Source organism: Patescibacteria group bacterium (assembly GCA_028711655.1).
In the GTDB taxonomy this organism is placed as follows: domain Bacteria; phylum Patescibacteriota; class Patescibacteriia; order Patescibacteriales; family JAQTRU01; genus JAQTRU01.
This window is the reverse complement of sequence record JAQTRU010000001.1, coordinates 21,559-39,203: the sequence shown is the minus strand read 5'-3', so window position 1 is coordinate 39,203 and position 17,645 is coordinate 21,559. Positions and strand designations below refer to the sequence as shown.

13 protein-coding genes and 1 rRNA gene are annotated in these 17,645 nt (G+C 41.6%); 13 read left to right on the top strand and 1 reads right to left on the bottom strand.

Annotation, left to right across the window (positions count from 1 at the left end; all coding sequences use genetic code 11):
* The 4 genes from PHQ42_00155 (at position 1) to trpS (ending at position 3,748) form a co-directional block, all read left to right on the top strand.
* Positions 1–1,041, top strand: coding sequence for a DUF1566 domain-containing protein (locus tag PHQ42_00155; protein ID MDD5071144.1), 1,041 nt, complete (start codon positions 1–3; stop codon positions 1,039–1,041).
* A 184-nt stretch (positions 1,042–1,225) separates the two neighbouring features.
* Complete coding sequence (locus tag PHQ42_00150) at positions 1,226–1,813, top strand: hypothetical protein (protein ID MDD5071143.1); 588 nt, start codon at positions 1,226–1,228, stop codon at positions 1,811–1,813.
* 671 nt (positions 1,814–2,484) lie between these two features.
* Entirely contained in the window at positions 2,485–2,622 is a 138-nt protein-coding gene (locus PHQ42_00145) for a hypothetical protein (GenBank protein ID MDD5071142.1), read from the top strand.
* A gap of 139 nt (positions 2,623–2,761) precedes the next feature.
* A complete protein-coding gene (trpS, locus tag PHQ42_00140; protein MDD5071141.1) occupies positions 2,762–3,748 on the top strand; it encodes a tryptophan--tRNA ligase in 987 nt (328 codons plus the stop codon).
* A gap of 204 nt (positions 3,749–3,952) precedes the next feature.
* Here trpS and PHQ42_00135 read toward each other — a convergent pair.
* Positions 3,953–5,566, bottom strand: a 16S ribosomal RNA gene (locus PHQ42_00135).
* Between the two features lie 752 nt (positions 5,567–6,318).
* On the opposite strand from PHQ42_00135, the gene PHQ42_00130 reads away from it, so the two are divergent.
* From PHQ42_00130 to PHQ42_00090, 9 genes are all read left to right on the top strand, one after another.
* Positions 6,319–6,876: a hypothetical protein gene (locus tag PHQ42_00130; GenBank protein ID MDD5071140.1), complete on the top strand. Its 558-nt coding sequence runs from the start codon at positions 6,319–6,321 to the stop codon at positions 6,874–6,876.
* 10 nt (positions 6,877–6,886) lie between these two features.
* Positions 6,887–9,670, top strand: a complete 2,784-nt coding sequence (gyrA, locus tag PHQ42_00125; protein ID MDD5071139.1) for a DNA gyrase subunit A — start codon at positions 6,887–6,889, stop codon at positions 9,668–9,670.
* A gap of 76 nt (positions 9,671–9,746) precedes the next feature.
* Complete coding sequence (locus PHQ42_00120; protein ID MDD5071138.1) at positions 9,747–10,283, top strand: hypothetical protein; 537 nt, start codon at positions 9,747–9,749, stop codon at positions 10,281–10,283.
* Positions 10,284–10,493: 210 nt separating this feature from the next.
* Positions 10,494–11,123, top strand: coding sequence for a hypothetical protein (locus tag PHQ42_00115; protein ID MDD5071137.1), 630 nt, complete (start codon positions 10,494–10,496; stop codon positions 11,121–11,123).
* Between the two features lie 304 nt (positions 11,124–11,427).
* The gene (locus PHQ42_00110; GenBank protein ID MDD5071136.1) at positions 11,428–12,519 is read left to right on the top strand and encodes a DNA recombination protein RmuC; all 1,092 of its coding nucleotides are present in this window, start codon (positions 11,428–11,430) and stop codon (positions 12,517–12,519) included.
* A gap of 4 nt (positions 12,520–12,523) precedes the next feature.
* On the top strand, positions 12,524–13,495 hold the full coding sequence (locus tag PHQ42_00105; protein ID MDD5071135.1) for a hypothetical protein: 972 nt from the start codon (positions 12,524–12,526) through the stop codon (positions 13,493–13,495).
* Entirely contained in the window at positions 13,492–14,865 is a 1,374-nt protein-coding gene (locus PHQ42_00100; protein ID MDD5071134.1) for an O-antigen ligase family protein, read from the top strand. Before PHQ42_00105 ends, PHQ42_00100 begins: the two co-directional genes overlap by 4 nt.
* Positions 14,866–14,979: 114 nt before the next feature.
* Positions 14,980–16,242 carry a pitrilysin family protein gene (locus PHQ42_00095; protein ID MDD5071133.1) on the top strand — a complete coding sequence of 421 codons (1,263 nt, stop codon included), beginning with the start codon at positions 14,980–14,982 and terminating at the stop codon, positions 16,240–16,242.
* 130 nt (positions 16,243–16,372) lie between these two features.
* Positions 16,373–17,575, top strand: coding sequence for an acetate/propionate family kinase (locus PHQ42_00090; protein ID MDD5071132.1), 1,203 nt, complete (start codon positions 16,373–16,375; stop codon positions 17,573–17,575).
* Positions 17,576–17,645: the final 70 nt, after the last annotated feature.

Genomic DNA, 17,645 nt, shown 5'->3' with positions numbered 1-17,645 from the left:
ATGAAAAACATTTTTAAAAAAACATTAAAATTTATCCCGCACCTTTCCTTAATATTTCGTAGCTTTGTTGCGGGGATGAAGGATTTAGGCAAAATTCTTTCGGCGAGGTTTGATGCTCTGCTGAAAGGTGCGGGATTTATTTCTTCCCGGCTGATTTATCTAATTTTCGGAATATTCCTAGCCATTGGCGCTACTTATGTCTACGCAGCCTGGAATGACGCTAAAACTAATGATTCAGGCCAGCTTAGCCAAAGTAATTGGAATACTTTTGTTAATGAAATTCACAATAAATGCGGCAGCAACTGCGATACCGAGGCTACCGGAGCTACAGCTTCTAGTGATACCTTAACCGAAGCTAACTGGAATAATCTAGTTGATTTGGCTAGTAATACCCTGACCGATTGTACTGATAACAATGGCGGAAAATGCTTTATTAACCAAACTAGCAAGAGCGCCTTAGATACTGACTTAGCCGCCGGCAATATTAAAAGCGGAGTTACCATATTTGGCCTGGCAGGGATTTATACAGGGATTAAAACTCTTCCTGATACCGGTCAGACTTCAAGCTATACCGCAACTTATGGCGAAGATAATGATTATACCTCTGCCAACAGTCCTTCCACCTGCAATCCTTCTTTCACAGACAATGGCAACGGTACTATAACTGATAACTGCACGGGTTTGATGTGGAAGAAATGCACGGAGCCGGATACTTCAACAACCAACTGCGCCGGATACGTCAATAATGTTAACTGGGAAAATGCTCTAAGCCAATGCCAAAATTTGATTTTTGGTGGTTATAATAATTGGAGATTGCCAAATGTAAAAGAGCTAATGAGCATCGTGAATTATCAGAATTCTCTGCCAGCCATCAATACCACTTATTTCCCTAATACCAACCCCGGCAGCAACACTTATTATTGGTCTTCTACTACCGTTGTTCACAATACCACCAGCGCCTGGGGCGTGAGTTTCGGCTACGGCCTCGTGGACTACACCGGCAAAATCTACAACCTCTATGTTCGTTGTGTGCGCGGGTGATAAATTTTTATTCTTTTCGCTCTGGCAGGGCCTTCTCTAAAAGGATTGGTTCAATCATGGTCTCCCGTTAACCCCGCCAGCGGCGGGGTTGGGGGACTACGGCTCTGCTAAAGGGGATTGTGAGCGAGCCGTGATTGACAAAATTTTTTTTATTATGCTATTGTGTACTTGAAAGTTAAAAATTATGAAAGAACAACCAAACCAAATGCCCGCGCCATTGGAAGTTGGCAAAAAATATAAAATAAAGGATATTCCTAATTATTCCGAGGCTTTATTTGAAATACCCGGGAGGGAGGGCGCGTTTATTATATCTGACGGTAAAGTAGATAGGGCTAAGATTGATCCCGAAGGAGGTTTAAAGGTAATTCCTTCAGCGTCTGAAAAAATAGACCCCGAGACAGAAGTTCGGTTTTTTGGTTTTTTTAAAGACATGGGAGAACTTGACAAATTAGTAGTGTTTCCGCGAGAAGATAGAGAAAAAAAGCAAAGGCCAACTTTAATTGATGTTGAGAAAAAATATGGAGGGGGATTAGGTGAAGATGGACTGAAGAAAGCAAGACAGGATTTAGAAGAAGACGAAAAAAAATTTAGTAGATGGATAGAGAAATCTATGTTGTTGGTAGTTGAAGGAACTATCGGTAATAGTCTTAAGGTAGTGTATCGAGAAAATAGTCCGGATTCTAGAATTCCTAATATAAATAAAATTCCGGACGGCCAGGAAGAGAAAATTCATTATCATGTTAAGTGGTATCAATTAGAGGAGGCAAAATAGGATAAATAAACCCAGTTATTTGATAGAATTTTTTATTATGTTATTCTGTATTTAGTAGTTTAAAAACAATAAAACCTATTCAGGTCCTCTGCTTTTTTGCAGGGGGTTGGGCCTGAATTATCCGTCAATTGGCGGAAGGGTGGTTTTTGCGAGAGTGAAGACCCGGTTGCCTCCGTAATCATGGGCTAACTGATGTCGCCCTGAGCTTGTCGAGAGGGGTCAGAGTCAGTAAAAGTGCCCGCCTAAGTTTTGTTCGCAAAAGTTTGGCGGGAAAAGGGGTGGTACCGCGTAAAGCAAAAGCTTTTCGTCCCTTGAGCATGATTTAGTTATGCTTAAGAGATGGGAAGCTTTTTTCTTTTCACGGACTAATACAGACTGATGCGGACTAATGCGGAAAGGAATTGTTCATTCATTGTATATTTAATTGTTCATTCTTAACATGGAGGCCTATCATGGCTGAAGAATTAATTTGTTCTAAACCTGGTTGCGGCGGTAGAGTCATTGACGGCGTTTGTTTGGTATGCGGGCAAAAGAAAGAGACAAGTACAGGAAGAGATAAACCGCGTAATTCCGTTGGTTTCGGATTTACCACTCCTGTAGGTGGTACAAGCGGGGAGTCTGGTTCTTCACCATCAGGTGGTTTTTGTAATGGGTAATTAGGAGAAGGATTTATGGCTAAGAAATGCAGTGTTCATGGTGAAAGAATTCAAACGTTCTATTTGCCCGGCGGCAAAACCGTAAAGCGTTGTCCGAAATGCGACAAAAGCGCTAGAAAGAGCCAGTTCCAAAAACGGAACGGCAGGCAGTAATGGTTTTAGGTGGAGACGAGATGCCGTCTTGTCTCCACCTTTTTCTTGCTTAAAACCAATAATTAAATTACAATAATAGTATATTCCTACGAATTACGAATTATTTACGAATATACGAATACTATATAATTTGATAATTATGCTTAATAAACCTATAGTCTTTTCCGGGGTCCAACCCAGCGGCAATCTGCATCTTGGCAATTATCTGGGCGCGATTGCCCAGTGGGTGGTAATGCAGGAGAAAAATCAATGCATTTTTTGCGTGGTTGATTATCACGCCATTACGGTTAAGCAGGACCCAGAAGCGCTAAAGAAAAAAATTATAGAAGTGGCTAAAATTTATTTAGCGTCCGGCATTGACCCGAAAAAATCAATTATTTTCCAGCAGTCTGATATTAGCGCGCACACGGAATTAACTTGGATCTTAAATTGCGTAGCCCGGATTTCCGATTTAAATAAAATGACCCAGTTTAAAGATAAGGCCGGAGAAGGACAGGAAAATGTTGGGATCGGCCTTTTTGATTACCCGGTTTTAATGGCTTCGGATATTTTACTTTATAATACCGATGCCGTGCCGGTTGGAGAAGACCAGGCCCAGCATGTTGAACTTTGTCGGACTTTAGGGCGTAGGTTTAATTCGCAATTCGGTGAAACGTTTAAAATTCCGGAAGTGGTTATTAGAAAAGAAGGAGCGCGGATTATGGGCCTGGACGACCCGAGCAAGAAAATGAGCAAGAGCGCAGAAAGCGAATATAATTTTATTGGCTTAACGGATAATCCGGAAGCGGCGGCTAAAAAAATTATGAAGGCCGTAACTGATTCCGGTTCGGAAATTAAATATGACCCAAAAAGCAAGCCGGCAATTTCTAATCTGTTGACTATTTATTCTTTACTCTCTGATGAGCCAATAAAAAAACTGGAAGCTAAATACCGGGGCAAGGGATACGGCGACTTTAAAAAAGATTTGGCCGAAGTGGTAAAGAAGTTCTTGGCAGATTTCCAGGAAAGGTATAAAATAATTAGTGATAAAGAAGCGAAAAAAATCATGGAAGACGGGGCAAAGAAAGTTAAGCCGATTGCGGATGAAACTTTAAGAAGAGTAAAAGAGAGAATGGGGATTAATTAGCGGGATCCCTGGGATCATAATGATTCTTGGGATTTTTGGGAATTTATTTTAAAATTTTTACAACAAAAAATACGCGATCAACTCGCGTATTTTTTTATTTGATGATCAAAATTTCAAAGCTAGCAGGCGCCAATTTCCCACCTAGATTTTATAAAAATTTAAGTAGGTCGACACATTCGTTTTTTTCACCGAATATCTCCCTAGAAAGGAGGTGATCCATCCACAGCTTCCGCTACGGATGCCTTGTTACGACTTAGTCCTTGTTACCAGCCTTACCTTAGCCCCCCGCCAAAATTTTCGAAGTTCGAAAATTTAGGCGGGGGTCTTCGGGTATTGCCGACTCCCTTGACTTGACGGGCGGTGAGTACAAGACCCGAGAACGTATTCACCGTGGCATAGCTGATCCACGATTACTAGCGATTCCGGCTTCATGAGGTCGAGTTGCAGACCTCAATCCGAACTGAGAGAACTTTTAAGGGATTTGCTCCACCTTACGGTTTGGCTTCCCTTTGTAATTCCCATTGTAGCACGTGTGTTGCCCAAGGTGTAAGAACCATGCTGATTTGACGTCATCCCACCTTCCTCCCACTTAAAGCGGGCAGTCTCCTGAGACATATAAAACACAGGATAAGGGTTGCGCTCGTTTTCCGACTTAACGGTACATCTCACGACACGAGCTGACGACAACCATGCAGCATCTGTCAGGCACCCTCGAAGGCTTTTCTGTTTCCAGAAAATGCAGCCTGATGTCAAACCTTGGTGAGGTTCCTCGCTTATCGTCGAATTAAACCACATGCTCCACCGCTTGTGCGGGTCCCCGTCTATTCCTTTGAGTTTTAAGCTTGCGCTCGTACTCCCCAGGCGGGATGCTTAACGGGTTACCTTAAATTAACAGCACTGAAAGGGTCGATACTTTCAAGGCTTAGCATCCATCGTTTACGGCGTGGACTACTGGGGTATCTAATCCCATTCGCTACCCACGCTTTCGTCCCTTAGCGTCAGAACCGTCTTAGCAAACTGCTTTCGCATTTGGCGTTCTTGCTGATATTAACGGATTTAACCCCTACACCAGCAATTCCGTTTGCCTCTTCCGGTCTCTAGCCCGCTCATCTCTTTCGCAGGCCATCGGTTGAGCCGATGGATTTAACGAAAGATGCGACGGGCCGCCTACGGACCCTTTACGCCCAATAAATCCGGATAACGCTCGGGGCCCTCGTATTACCGCTGCTGCTGGCACGAGGTTAGCAGCCCCTTATTCAACTGGTACCGTCATTGATTCGTCCCAGTTAAAAGCACTTTACACCCCGAAGGGCTTCTTCATGCACGCGGCGTCGCTCCTTCAGCCTTTCGGCCATTGAGGAAGATTCTTGACTGCAGCCTCCCGTAGGAGTCTGGGCAGTGTCTCAGTCCCAGTGAGACGGGTCATGCTCTCACACCCGCTACCCGTCGTCGCCTTGGTGGGCCATTACCCCACCAACAAGCTGATAGGCCATAGGTTCCTCTCGAGGCACCGGAGTTTTAAGTGAGAATGGCTTTTGCCCCCTCACTATCATCGAGTATTATTCCCGCTTTCGCAGGGTTATCCTCGTCCTCGAGGTAGATTACCAATGTGTTACTCTCCCGTTTGCCATGCCGCTGCTCCACAGCGGCACGCGGACTTATACGGACTTATACGGACTTATACGGAAAAAAATTTCCGCATTAGTCCGCATTAGTCCGCTCGGGTCCGCGCGCCAATGCGAAGCATTGGCATTCGACTTGCATGCCTTAGACACGCCGCCAGCGTTCATCCTGAGCCAGGATCAAACTCTCTTAAAGTTTTTTACTTGGTTTACTATCCAAGGAAAGTTTTCAGTACTCCAGTTTTAACCTGCCCTTGCGGGCAGGCCAGGATCTCCGCCAAAGGCGGATCAGCCTCTGGCTGAAAACTCTCTTAAAGTTTTTTACTTGGTTTACTATCCAAGAGAAAGTTTTTAAACAGGTTTTCTTCCCTGTTGAAGCTTTTAACTTCTATTTGAGACCCGGGTTGCCCCGGGTAAATTTCGTTATCCTTGCCCCGTCGTCCGAGGACGACAGGATTAAATCGGCGCCTGCTAGCGCCAAAAATTTTTTTGTTCACCAAAATTTAATAAATTGTTAAAGGGCATTCCTTCTCCCCGGAATTATTACCGGGCAAGCAGCAAAAAAACAGGAATATTAAATTTAAATTAATATTACTGTTTCCTTGCCTCCTGCCTGCTATTCTTTTGTATTTTTCGTATCTTTAATAGTAAACTATTATTTATTTAATGTCAAGGGCCTTTATAAACATAATATCAACAGCTTTTTTATTTAGCAAAAAACCTTGAGTTTTTTTATTTTTATTTAGTAAATTTTAATTTTTAGTGTAAACTTGCCAAGAGGTTTGCCCCGCCAAGAAAACCGCCCCTTATTTTATTAAGTTATAATTATATTTTTGAGTTAATTTCGCATTAATGTTCATTTCTGCGGGGTTTACTTTTTTTATTATTCTTGCTACAATAGAAGCATAATTTCACTCTGCAGTCGAGTGGTTTTTATTGTTTTGTTATATGGCGGATAGGGTAAAAAAAATTAAGTTAAAAGTAAAGGTTCAAAAAACTCCCAAAGCCAAAGCCGAAAGGGAAATCGGCCGCGCTCAAGAAAAAATTGAGTCAAGAGAAAAATCGGAAAAGCCGGTAAAAAGGGAAATCGGAAAACCCCGTCTTTTCCAAGATGAAAAGATTGAACGGGATAAAAAATTAATGATGTGGGCGGGAGTAAGTTTTTTTATGGTTTTAATTTTTGCCGGTTGGGTTCTGAATATGAGAAGCGTTTTTAGGGGGGCGAAGGAAGCGAGAAACAATTACCGGCAATTTGAATGGGATAAGCTTACCGGCGACTTTGGCCAGACGATAGAGCAGATAAAAAAGGGGCTTGAAGAATTAAAACAAGTAAGCGTTATAGATAATATTTCCACTTCTACTGAAAATAATTTAGATGAGAGCAATTTATTGCCGAATAAAAATGCCGATTTTTCTTCGCCCGAGGCGGAAATAAAAGAGGAAAATCTTGAGGAATTAAAAAACAGGTTAAAAGAATTAGAGGAGGAGATAGAAAATAATAAATAATGATTTGAATATGGCGGTTAAGCACAAAAGCGCAAAAGCAAAAAAACCCCACGACGCCAAGCTTGCCTCGCCGGCAGGCGGAGCTTTGCGGGGCAAGCAAAAAAGCAAATTGCCTAAGCGGAAAGAGAAGGTAAAATCCGAAAGGTTGGTTAAGGCGGCGAAAAAAGTTGATAAGGAAAAAATTGTGAAGAAAGCCGGGGAAGAAGAAACTAAGAAATCTGTTTCCAAATTGCCGGAGAAAGAAGGTGAAACAGACAAAGAACAGCCGGGCAAAGAAGTTGTTGAGGCGGCGGGGAAAGAAGGCGATAAAACCATAAAATCGCAAGTGGTAGACAGCCGCAGAAGAACAGAGTATGGTTTGGTGGAGCCACAGGCAATTGTGGAAGAGATGAGCGTTTCTTACCTGGATTACGCCATGAGCGTAATTGTAAGCCGGGCTCTGCCTGATGTCCGGGACGGCTTAAAGCCGGTGCACAGGAGAATTTTATACGCCATGTGGAGCATCGGCCTTCGGGCCGGGGCTAAATTTAGAAAGTCGGCAACCGTTGTCGGTGAAGTTCTTGGCAAATATCATCCCCATGGCGATTCGGCCGTTTATGATTCAATGGTCCGCATGGCCCAGGATTTTTCCATGCGTTATCCTTTGGTGCGCGGACAGGGAAATTTCGGGTCCATGGACGGAGACAACGCGGCCGCTATGCGTTATACGGAAGCCAAGTTGGCGTCCATCACCGAGGAATTGCTTTTTGATATTGACAAAAATACCGTGGACTTTACTCCGAATTTTGACGGTTCGCAGAAAGAACCGAGAGTGGTTCCGGCCAAACTCCCCAACCTTCTTCTTAACGGCACAATGGGCATCGCCGTAGGCATGGCGACCAATATTCCTCCCCACAATTTATCGGAATTAACCAGCGCCATAATTTATTTAATAGACAAGCCGGCCGCAACCGTTGAAGATTTAATGGAATTCGTCAAAGGCCCGGATTTCCCAACTGGCGGATTTATTTATAATAATAAAGATATCCTTCAGGCTTATGCTACCGGCAAGGGTGGGGTCGTTATGCGCGGTCGGGCCAACATTGAAGAAACCAAGGGGGGAAATTTTCATATTATTATTACCGAGATCCCTTATCAGGTTAACAAGGCCACTTTGGTAGAAAAAATTGCCGACTTGGTGAAAGACAAAAAAATAGAAGGCATAAAAGATTTGCGGGACGAATCGGATAAAGAAGGGGTGCGCATAGTAGTGGAATTAAAAAAAGAAACCTATCCGAAGAAAATTTTGAACAGCCTGTATAAGCATACCCAATTGCAGGAAACTTTTCATATTAATATGCTGGCTTTAGTGGACGGGATTCAGCCGAAAGTTCTTACCTTGAAAATGATTTTGGAGGAATATATCAAGCACCGCGAGGAAGTAGTAAGGCGCCGGACCCAATTTGATTTGGACAAAGCCAAGGCGCGAGCCCATATTTTAGAGGGTTTGATGATTGCTTTGAAGAACATTGACGCAGTCATCAAGACGATTAAAGCGTCGCGGGACAAGGAAGTGGCTAAGGTGAATTTGATGAAAAAATTCAAGCTTAGCGATTTGCAGGCAACGGCTATTTTGGAAATGAGATTACAGAATTTGGCTAATTTAGAGAGGTTAAAAATAGAAGAGGAATTAAAGGAGAAAAAGAAGATTATAAAAGATTTGGAAGAAATTTTAAAATCCCAAGCAAAGATAAGGGGAATCATAAAAAACGAAATTAAAGATTTGGCGGATAAATTCGGCGATAAGCGCAGGACAGAGGTTATCGCCCACGGCGTAAAAGATTTCAGCGTTGAAGATTTGGTGCCGAACGAAGAAACCATGATTGTAATGACGCGGGACGGTTATATTAAGCGTTTAGCCCCGGATACTTTTAAAGTACAAGCGCGCGGCGGCAAGGGCGTAATCGGTCTGTCCACCAAGGAAGAAGATACGGTTGAATTTATGTTTACTACTTTTACCCATACTGATATTTTATTTTTTACTACCCGCGGCCGGGTATTTCAATTAAAAGCTTACGAGGTGCCGCAGGCCTCTCGGACCGCCAAAGGCACGCCGATTGTTAATTTCTTGCAGCTTTTGGGCGGGGAGAAAATAACTTCGGTTTTGCCTTTAGACAAAATTTCCAACAGCAAGTTTTTATTTTTTGCGACAGAAAAGGGGTTGGTGAAAAAAGTCAAGCTGGAAGCCTTTGCCAATGTCCGCCGGTCAGGCCTTATTGCCATTAAAATAAAAGGCGAAGATAAATTAATTTGGGCCAAGCCGACCGGCGGCAATGACCATATTCAGTTGATTACGGCCGGAGGCCAATCTGTGCGCTTCAAGGAATCTGATGTCCGCGATATGGGACGCAATGCTGCCGGGGTGCGGGGAATTCGGCTGAAAAAAGACGATATTATGATTGGCATGGGAGTTATCAAAGGCGATAAAGAAAAAATGAAAAAATATCAGGTTATGATTATTATGGAGCAGGGCTTTGGCAAGCGGACCGCTCTGGGTTTTTATAAGTTGCAGGGCCGGGGCGGATCCGGAATCAAAACTGCTAAAGTAACAAGTAAAACCGGAAAACTGGTGAATGCCTTTATTGTTAATATAGAGGCAATGGCGGAAAAAGATTTAATCGTGATTTCAGAAAAGGGCCAGGTGATAAGACTGCCTTTCAAGTCAGTTAACCAATTGGGCCGGGATACGCAGGGCGTAAGATTGATGCGCTTTAAAGAAGCGAGCGATAAAGTCGCCTGCGTGACCTGGGTGTAGAACGGTGAGATTCTTGGGGCTCTTGGGATTTTTAAGATTTTTAGGACAATTAAGATAACAAACAAGGAGGATTGGAATGAAAACGGTAACAGTTGCATTGTCTGTGGCCATTTTTATGGCCTTGGGAGTTTGCCTTGCTTTTGGTGATATAAATATCGTTGTCAGAGCCGATCTTTCAAAAATTAAGATTTCCGAAGGCTGGAAACCTTCTAAAGAAATCGAATTCAAGGACGGAAAAGCGGTCTGGGAAGAATACGGCGATTTTTATTTTGCTTTTTATAGCGAAAAGGCTTTAAGGGTTCTAGTTGAATCTGATTCAATTTACGTTGTTCTCGCTCCCCGCAGAAAAGAAATAAAACCAGCTTTTGGCAATTTATATTTTGTCACCAGAAATATTTTGTGGGGCGTGGGCGAAGAATACGGTTTAAATTCAGAAATTTATTATGTCTGGCCGGTTGAATTTGAGCGGCAAAATATGAATCTAAAAGATGAGAAGGGAATGTTATATCACGAAGGTTTGGCGCCTTTCGGGGACTACGCCATAGATGAAATAAAAAATTATGGCCGAAAAATTACCAAAGATTCTTTTAAGATTTTCGCAAGCGGAAATTGATTTTTCAAAAGGACTGTTATAAAGCAGTCCTTTTTTATCTAATATTAAATAAAAAAGTGAATAATCAGTTAAAATCCTTGACAAATATTTTAAAGTATGCTATAATTATTTGATAATGGTTATTAATAATATTAATTGATCTTTACATTATATATAAAGTTATTTATCGTTTTCGTCGTTTTCGTTTCTCACATTTTTAAGGAGGATGCTATGAAAGCATTCAAAGCTCTGTTCGTCGTCATCGCTATTCTCACCGTTCTCGTCGCCAGCGTCCAGGCTGAAGAGGAAACCCTGAATGTCAAGATTGACGGCCTTAATAGGGTCGAAAATTATCTCGTCAAGTCGGCGCTCACGAGACATCATCTCCCGCTCACCACGCCTATATCCATAAACAAGGAAGTTTTCATAGCTGACTGGAACGGGAAGGAAAAGGAGTTTGATCGTATTACGGTGGGCATCGAAACGACGGACGGCAAGTTTACTGCCACTCTGGATACCAGGCAATATCCGCAGCTTTCGGAAGAGTACCATTACGGTCTTCTGGAATTAGCTCTTTCCCATGCTTGCCAGGGCCCGGAAAAAGCGCGCCGCGATGCCGAGTTGAACAAGATGTTCAACGAAATTCGAAAAGAAGTAGTGGGGAAAGCAGAACGCCGCAACTATCGTGTGAATTTTCCGGACAAAAGACAGGGAGAAACAGTTCATTTTCGGATTAACAATACTCCCTGCGAAGTTGATCTTTCAGGAGACTCCCTGAAATATTCAATGGTTTTTACCGACAATGTCATGCGCCCGGTCCGCGATCTCGAGAAAATACTCCAGATCGTCCCGAACATTTGAAAAAATAAACACATACAATAACCCCGGATAATTCTTGAGAAAGAATATCCGGGGTCTTTTTTTATTGCCGAATTTTTTAGGATATCGTAAATCCATGCTTGGTCTCCGTAGCCACTTCGGCGAAGGGGGCAGGGGTTTGCGATATCCTTTTTTCACCCTTGCCGAAGCCAGATAATATTGATAAGATGAAACTATCGCATAACGTGGAACGTATAATGCGTATCGCATACTATTTGGCAATTTTGGTCGATATTTTACATTATTTTGCTTTATAAATTTTAAAACTTTAAACTTTTTACTTAAGATGCCGAACCAGTTAATGACATTTTTATTAATTCTTTTGATTCTCGGGGTAATTGCCATTATCTTTCTTTTATTGCGGAAAAAAACAGAAAACGGAGATGGAGAGAAACTGATTACGATGATGGAAAAACTGTCCCAGCTAGCGGAGCAAAACAAAGAATTGCGCCAAGCTATGGACGGCAAGCTGTCGGAAACCCATCGGGCGACGCAGGAGCAATTCGGCCAAGCCACTAAAATTATTCAGGGCATAACCGGGCAGTCGGCCAAACTGATTAGCGATGTGACCGAGAGATTGACCAAATTGGATGAGACCAATAAGCAAGTAGTAAATTTTTCGGCCCAGCTTCAGAATCTGCAGGATATTTTAAAAAATCCGAAACAGCGCGGAGTTTTGGGTGAATATTTTTTGGAAGAAACTTTGAGAAATGTTTTACCCCCGAATTCTTATCAGATGCAATATCCTTTCAAAGACGGGAGCATTGTTGACGCCGTCGTGTTTGTGAAAGACAAAATTATTCCGGTTGATTCCAAATTTTCTTTGGAAAATTATGAAAAAATATTAAATTGCTCTGATGCGGGCACAAAAGAAAAACTGGAAAAGCAATTCAAACAAGATTTGAAAAATAGAATTGATGAAACTTCTAAATATGTAAAGCCGGCGGAAAAAACTATGGATTTTGCTTTTATGTTTATTCCCAGCGAAGCGATTTATTATGATCTGCTTATAAATAAAGTCGGCGCTGTTCAGGTAAATACCAGAGATTTGATAGAATACGCTTTTCGCGACAAACACGTGATTATTGTTTCTCCAACTTCATTTTTAGCTTATCTGCAAACTGTTCTTCAGGGCTTGCGGGCTTTGCAGATTGAAGAAAGCGCCAAGGCGATCAAAATTAACGTGGAAAAATTGGGCCGTCACCTTTTAAGCTATGATGACTTTATGAAAAAATTGGGCATTAGCATGTCCACCACTGTTAATCATTATAATAATGCCTACAAAGAATTTAAAAAAATGGATAAAGACGTGATAAAAATTACCGAGGGCGAATCAAAAATTGAGCCGATGGCGCTAGATAAACCCAAAATGGAATAAGGATATGGGAATTGATTACGCAAAAAAACAAGCGGAACTCGAGGAGGCAATTGTGGAGACAATTGCTTTTTTTGACTTGTTCTCTTACCCGCTAACCGGATTTGAGGTTTGGAAATATACGGGTGTAAAGTGCGAGTTGAGTGAAGTTTTAGAAGTTTTAGTAGAGCGAAGGGGTTCAACCCCCAAATTGGGGGTTGAACCCCTTTTGGGCATAGGAGAAAAGAATCGTTTTTATTTTTTAGCCGGCCGAGAAGAAATTATAAGGCAAAGGATGGCAAGATATAATTATACGGATAAGAAATTCAAGCGGGCGGTTTGGCTGGCTAAAATTTTCAAATTTATTCCTTGGATAAAAATGATCGCGGTTGGAAATATAATCGGGGCGCATAATCTAAAAAAGGAAAGCGATATTGATTTATTTATTATCACGGAAGATGGGAGGGTTTGGCTAACGAGATTTTTTTGCGTTTTAATTATAAAAATATTGGGCCTGCGGCCGAAACCGAAAAACATGAAAGATAAAATTTGCTTAAGTTTTTTTATAAGCGAAGAAGCCATGAATCTGGAAAAATTAATGCTGGGGGGCGGGCGAGATATTTATTTTATCTATTGGCTGGCCGGATTAGCGCCGGTTTATAATAGAGATAATATTTATAATAAATTTATTAAAGCCAATGGCTGGCTAAAAAATTATTTGTCTAATTGGGAAGCCGGGGGAATTAATTATAGGCGGGATGCCGGCAAAAGTTTTTCTCGATTTTACCGCAACGTGGCTGATATGCTTTTGGGCGGGCTGGAAAGAAGAATTAAAGAGATCCAACTGGAAATAATGCCGAGACAAATAAAAGATATTATGAATATAGACAGCCGGGTAGTGGTTGATGGCAGAATAATAAAACTTCATGTTAATGACAGAAGAGAGGAATACAAAGAAAAACTAAAAGCGAAAAGTGAAAAACTAAAAACTGCTTTATGACAATACTGGAAAAAATAATTAAATATGGTTTGTATTTATTAATTTTCTTACTGCCTTGGCAGACGAGGTGGATTATCAGGGCCGGAGAGACGGAATATGCGACGTATAGTTTGTATGGGGTAGATATAATTTTGCTGGCGCTCCTATTATTATTCGTAATTTTCAATTTTCAATTTTCAATTTTCAAACAATTTTCAATTTCTAAATTTTCAAAAATTTGGTGGGTGATAGCGGTTTTGGATTTATTTATTTTTATTTCTATATTTTCTGCTTCTGACAAATGGCTGGCCTTGTATAAATACGGTTGGTTTTTATTGGGGGTGGGATTGTTTTGGCTCGTGACGAGCGCGAATTATAACAGAATGAAATTGTTGTGGAGCTTGTTGGCGGGAATTTTTTTTCAAGCCGGTTTGGGGATTTACCAATTTTTATCCCAATCAAGTTTTGCCTCTAAGTGGTTGGGAATGGCGATGCATAATCCGGCTGAACTCGGGGTTTCGGTTGTGGAAACAATTGGCGCTGATGGGATTGGCGAAAGGTGGCTTCGGGCTTATGGGGGATTGGATCATCCGAATGTTTTGGGAGGGATTTTAGTTGCGGGCGTATTGATAGTAATTTGTTTTTTAGTTAATAAATTTTCAATTTTTCCGCCAGAGGCGGACCAGCCGCTGGCTGGCAATTTTCAATTTTCAAACAATTTTAAATTTCTAAATTTTCAAACAAGGTTTAAGTTATTTTATTATTTTATTATTTTATTATTTTTATTAGCGCTGTTTTTCACTTTTTCCCGCGGAGCTTGGGCCGGAGTTATAGTCGGAATTTTATTGATGCTGGTTATATTTTTAATAAAGAAAGATTATTTAAAGCAGAGGGAACTGTTGAAAATAATTTTGGCGGCCGGGATTTTAGTTTTTATTTTATTTAATTTTTACAATAATTTAGTTTTAACGCGGTTATCTAAAGATACGAGACTGGAAGTTAAATCTAATACGGAAAGAAAGGAGTCTTTAGTTGATGCTAAAGAGTTAATAAAAAATAATTGGTTATTTGGCGCCGGGATGGGAAATTACACCTTGGCTTTAAAGGAAATGAAACCGGGTCAGGAGAGCTGGAATTATCAGCCGGTCCATAATGTATTTTTATTGGTTTGGGCGGAAGTGGGGGTGGTAGGATTATTGGGATTTTTGGGACTCTTAGGATTTTTGGGATGGAATTTAATAAAAAATAAAAAATATTTTGGTTTGTCTATTCTCGCTAGCTTAGTTATAATAATGATGGTTGACCATTGGTATTGGAGTTTGCATTTTGGAGTCTTGTTTTCTTGGTTTGTTGTTGGTATGGTGGTGAGAGATGGTTTAGAAGATTTCTAAATGCTAGTTGTATAGCTCCCACAAATCTCCAAATCCAATACAAATTTACAAATACGGAGGGATAATATTTGTACATTTGTCAAATTGTTTGTAGATTTGTGGGTAAGAAATATTATGTTTAAACAAAAAAAATTAAAAAACGGGCTGAAACTTATTACCGTGCCGATGACCGGGACAAAGACCATAACGATTTTAGTGATGCTTAAAACCGGCTCGAAATATGAGAATAAAAAAAATAACGGCATTTCTCATTTTTTGGAGCATATGTTTTTTAAAGGCACAAAGAAGAGGCCGACAGCTTTGGCGATCGCGGGAGGACTGGACAGCATAGGCGCGGAATTTAACGCCTTTACTTCCAAAGAATATACGGGTTATTTCGTGAAAGTAGATAGTTCAAAAATAGAATTGGCGGTTGATATTGTAAGCGACATGCTTCTTAACTCCAAATTTGACGCAAAAGAGATAGGGAGGGAGAAAGGCGTAATTGTGGAAGAAATAAATATGAGAACCGACAACCCCTTGATTCATATTGAAGATGTTTTTGAAGAATGCCTCTACGGAGATGCGCCGGCCGGCTGGTATGTAAGCGGCCGCAAAGAAAATGTTTTGAATTTTTCCCGAAAAGATTTTATCAATTATTTTAATTCCCAATACGGCACGGAGAGCGCGATTGTTTGTTTGGCTGGGAATATAAAAAATAATTCGGAAAAAGCGGTTAGCCGGTATTTCTCCGGATTAAGAAAAAATGACTTTCAGGATAAAGTTAAAGTAATAGAAAATCAGATAAAACCGCAGATTAAAATCCACTACAAAAAAACAAACCAGGCGACTATTTCCCTGGGAGTGAGGGCGCTACCGTTCGGCCATAAAAAAGAATTTATTTTGAAAGTAATGTCTACGATTCTCGGCGGCTCCATGAGCTCTCGCTTATTTACGGAATTAAGAGAGAAAAAGGGTTTGGCTTATTATGTAAGGACTCAATCCGAATTTTATACCGATAGCGGTTATCTGACTACGCAGGCCGGCGTTCCGGTTGACAAAATTGAAGAGGCCATAAAAATAATTTTATCCGAATATAAAAAGCTAACGAAGATTTTGGTGGGCGGCCAAGAATTAAAAAGAACCAAAGATTTGATTCGCGGCCGTTCGGTGATAAGACTGGAAGCGTCTGATGATATGGCCAGCTGGTATATGGAGCATTTAATTTTAGGCGGAAAAACTTTATCTCCTGAAGATTTTTTCAGAAAAATAGATTTGGTGAAAGCAGGCGACATGAAAAAATTGGCCGGTGAAATTTTTACAAATAATAAATTGAATTTAGCAATAATCGGACCATTTAAAGACAAAAAAAAGTTTGAGAAGATTTTGAAGTTTTAACATACACGAACGGGACGAAATTGAACGAATTAGATTGACATTAACTGATTGATATTAACGCTATTTAGTTATATTATTTTTAAAGTTGTTTTTTCGCACATTTCACATCACATTTTACAAGGAGAGAGCTATGAAAGTTTTAGTCTGCAACATCGGGTCTACGTCGTTCAAGTTTCAGCTTCTTGACATGGGTAACGGGGAAAAAGTCCTTGCCCGGGGCGGCATTGAGCGGGTTGGTTATCGCGACTCCACGATAAAATTCTACAGGGGCGATAGAAAAGTGCCGGCAATTGAGAGATCGGAATATGTTCCGACTCAATGTGAGGCTGTCCAAAATTGCCTTGATTTCTTAGAAGGCGCAGTCTCGGGTCTTTCCGAGATTGAGGCTGTTGGGTTCAAGACGGTCCAGGCCGGAGAAAAGAACGGGTCAGTGTTTTTGACCGATGATGTTCTTTGCGCCATGGAAGAGTACAGTGATTTGGCGCCGGCGCACAATCCGCCGTACCTTCAAGCGATTCGGATGTTTGCCAAGCTTTTGCCGGATACGCCGCGGGTCGGAGTTTTTGAGCCGGGGTTTCACACCGGGAAGCCGGAGTATGCCAGTGTTTATGGCGTTCCTTATGAATGGTACGAAAAGTACGGGCTTCTCAAATACGGCTATCATGGCGCTTCCTTGCGGTTCGTGACCGGCGAAACCATTCAGATTCTCGGGCTTGATCAGAAATTTCACAAAATCATTGCCTGCCATTTGGGCGGCTCTTCATCAGTTTGCGCATATAAGGACGGGCGTTCCATTGACACTTCCATGGGTCTGACTCCGCAATCCGGTCTTATCCAGGGGGCACGAGTTGGCGATATTGACGCTTTTGCCATTCCATTTATTATGGGAAAAACCGGCCTCTCAATGGAAGAAGTATTTCGCGAACTTGCCACCAACGGTGGCTTGAAAGGGCTTTCTGGAACGTCCGGTGATATGCGGGACATCCTCCACGAGATAGAAAAAGGCGGCCCGTTGGCCGAACGCTGCCGACTTGCCCGCGCTAAGCTCATCTACGACATCAAGTTCTATATGGGCGCCTATATTCTTCTCATGGGCGGCGTGGATGCAATTTGCTTTTCCGGCGGGATAGGGCAGAAAGAGCCGACACTTCGGGCTGAAGTTCTTGGTTCGCTCGGATTCCTCGGCTTTGTCCTTGACGATGTAGCGAATATGAGAGATGAGCAGATTATAAGCGATCCTTGCTCGTCCATCAAAGCCGTTGTCCTCGAAACCAATGAGGAAATAATCGTGGCCAGAGAGACGGTCAGGGTGGTTAGCGGGCAGGAGGGATAAGAATTAAAACAAAGAAGGCGAGATCAGCGAGTCTCGCCTTTATTTTGTTATAAAAAAATAGGGATGAACC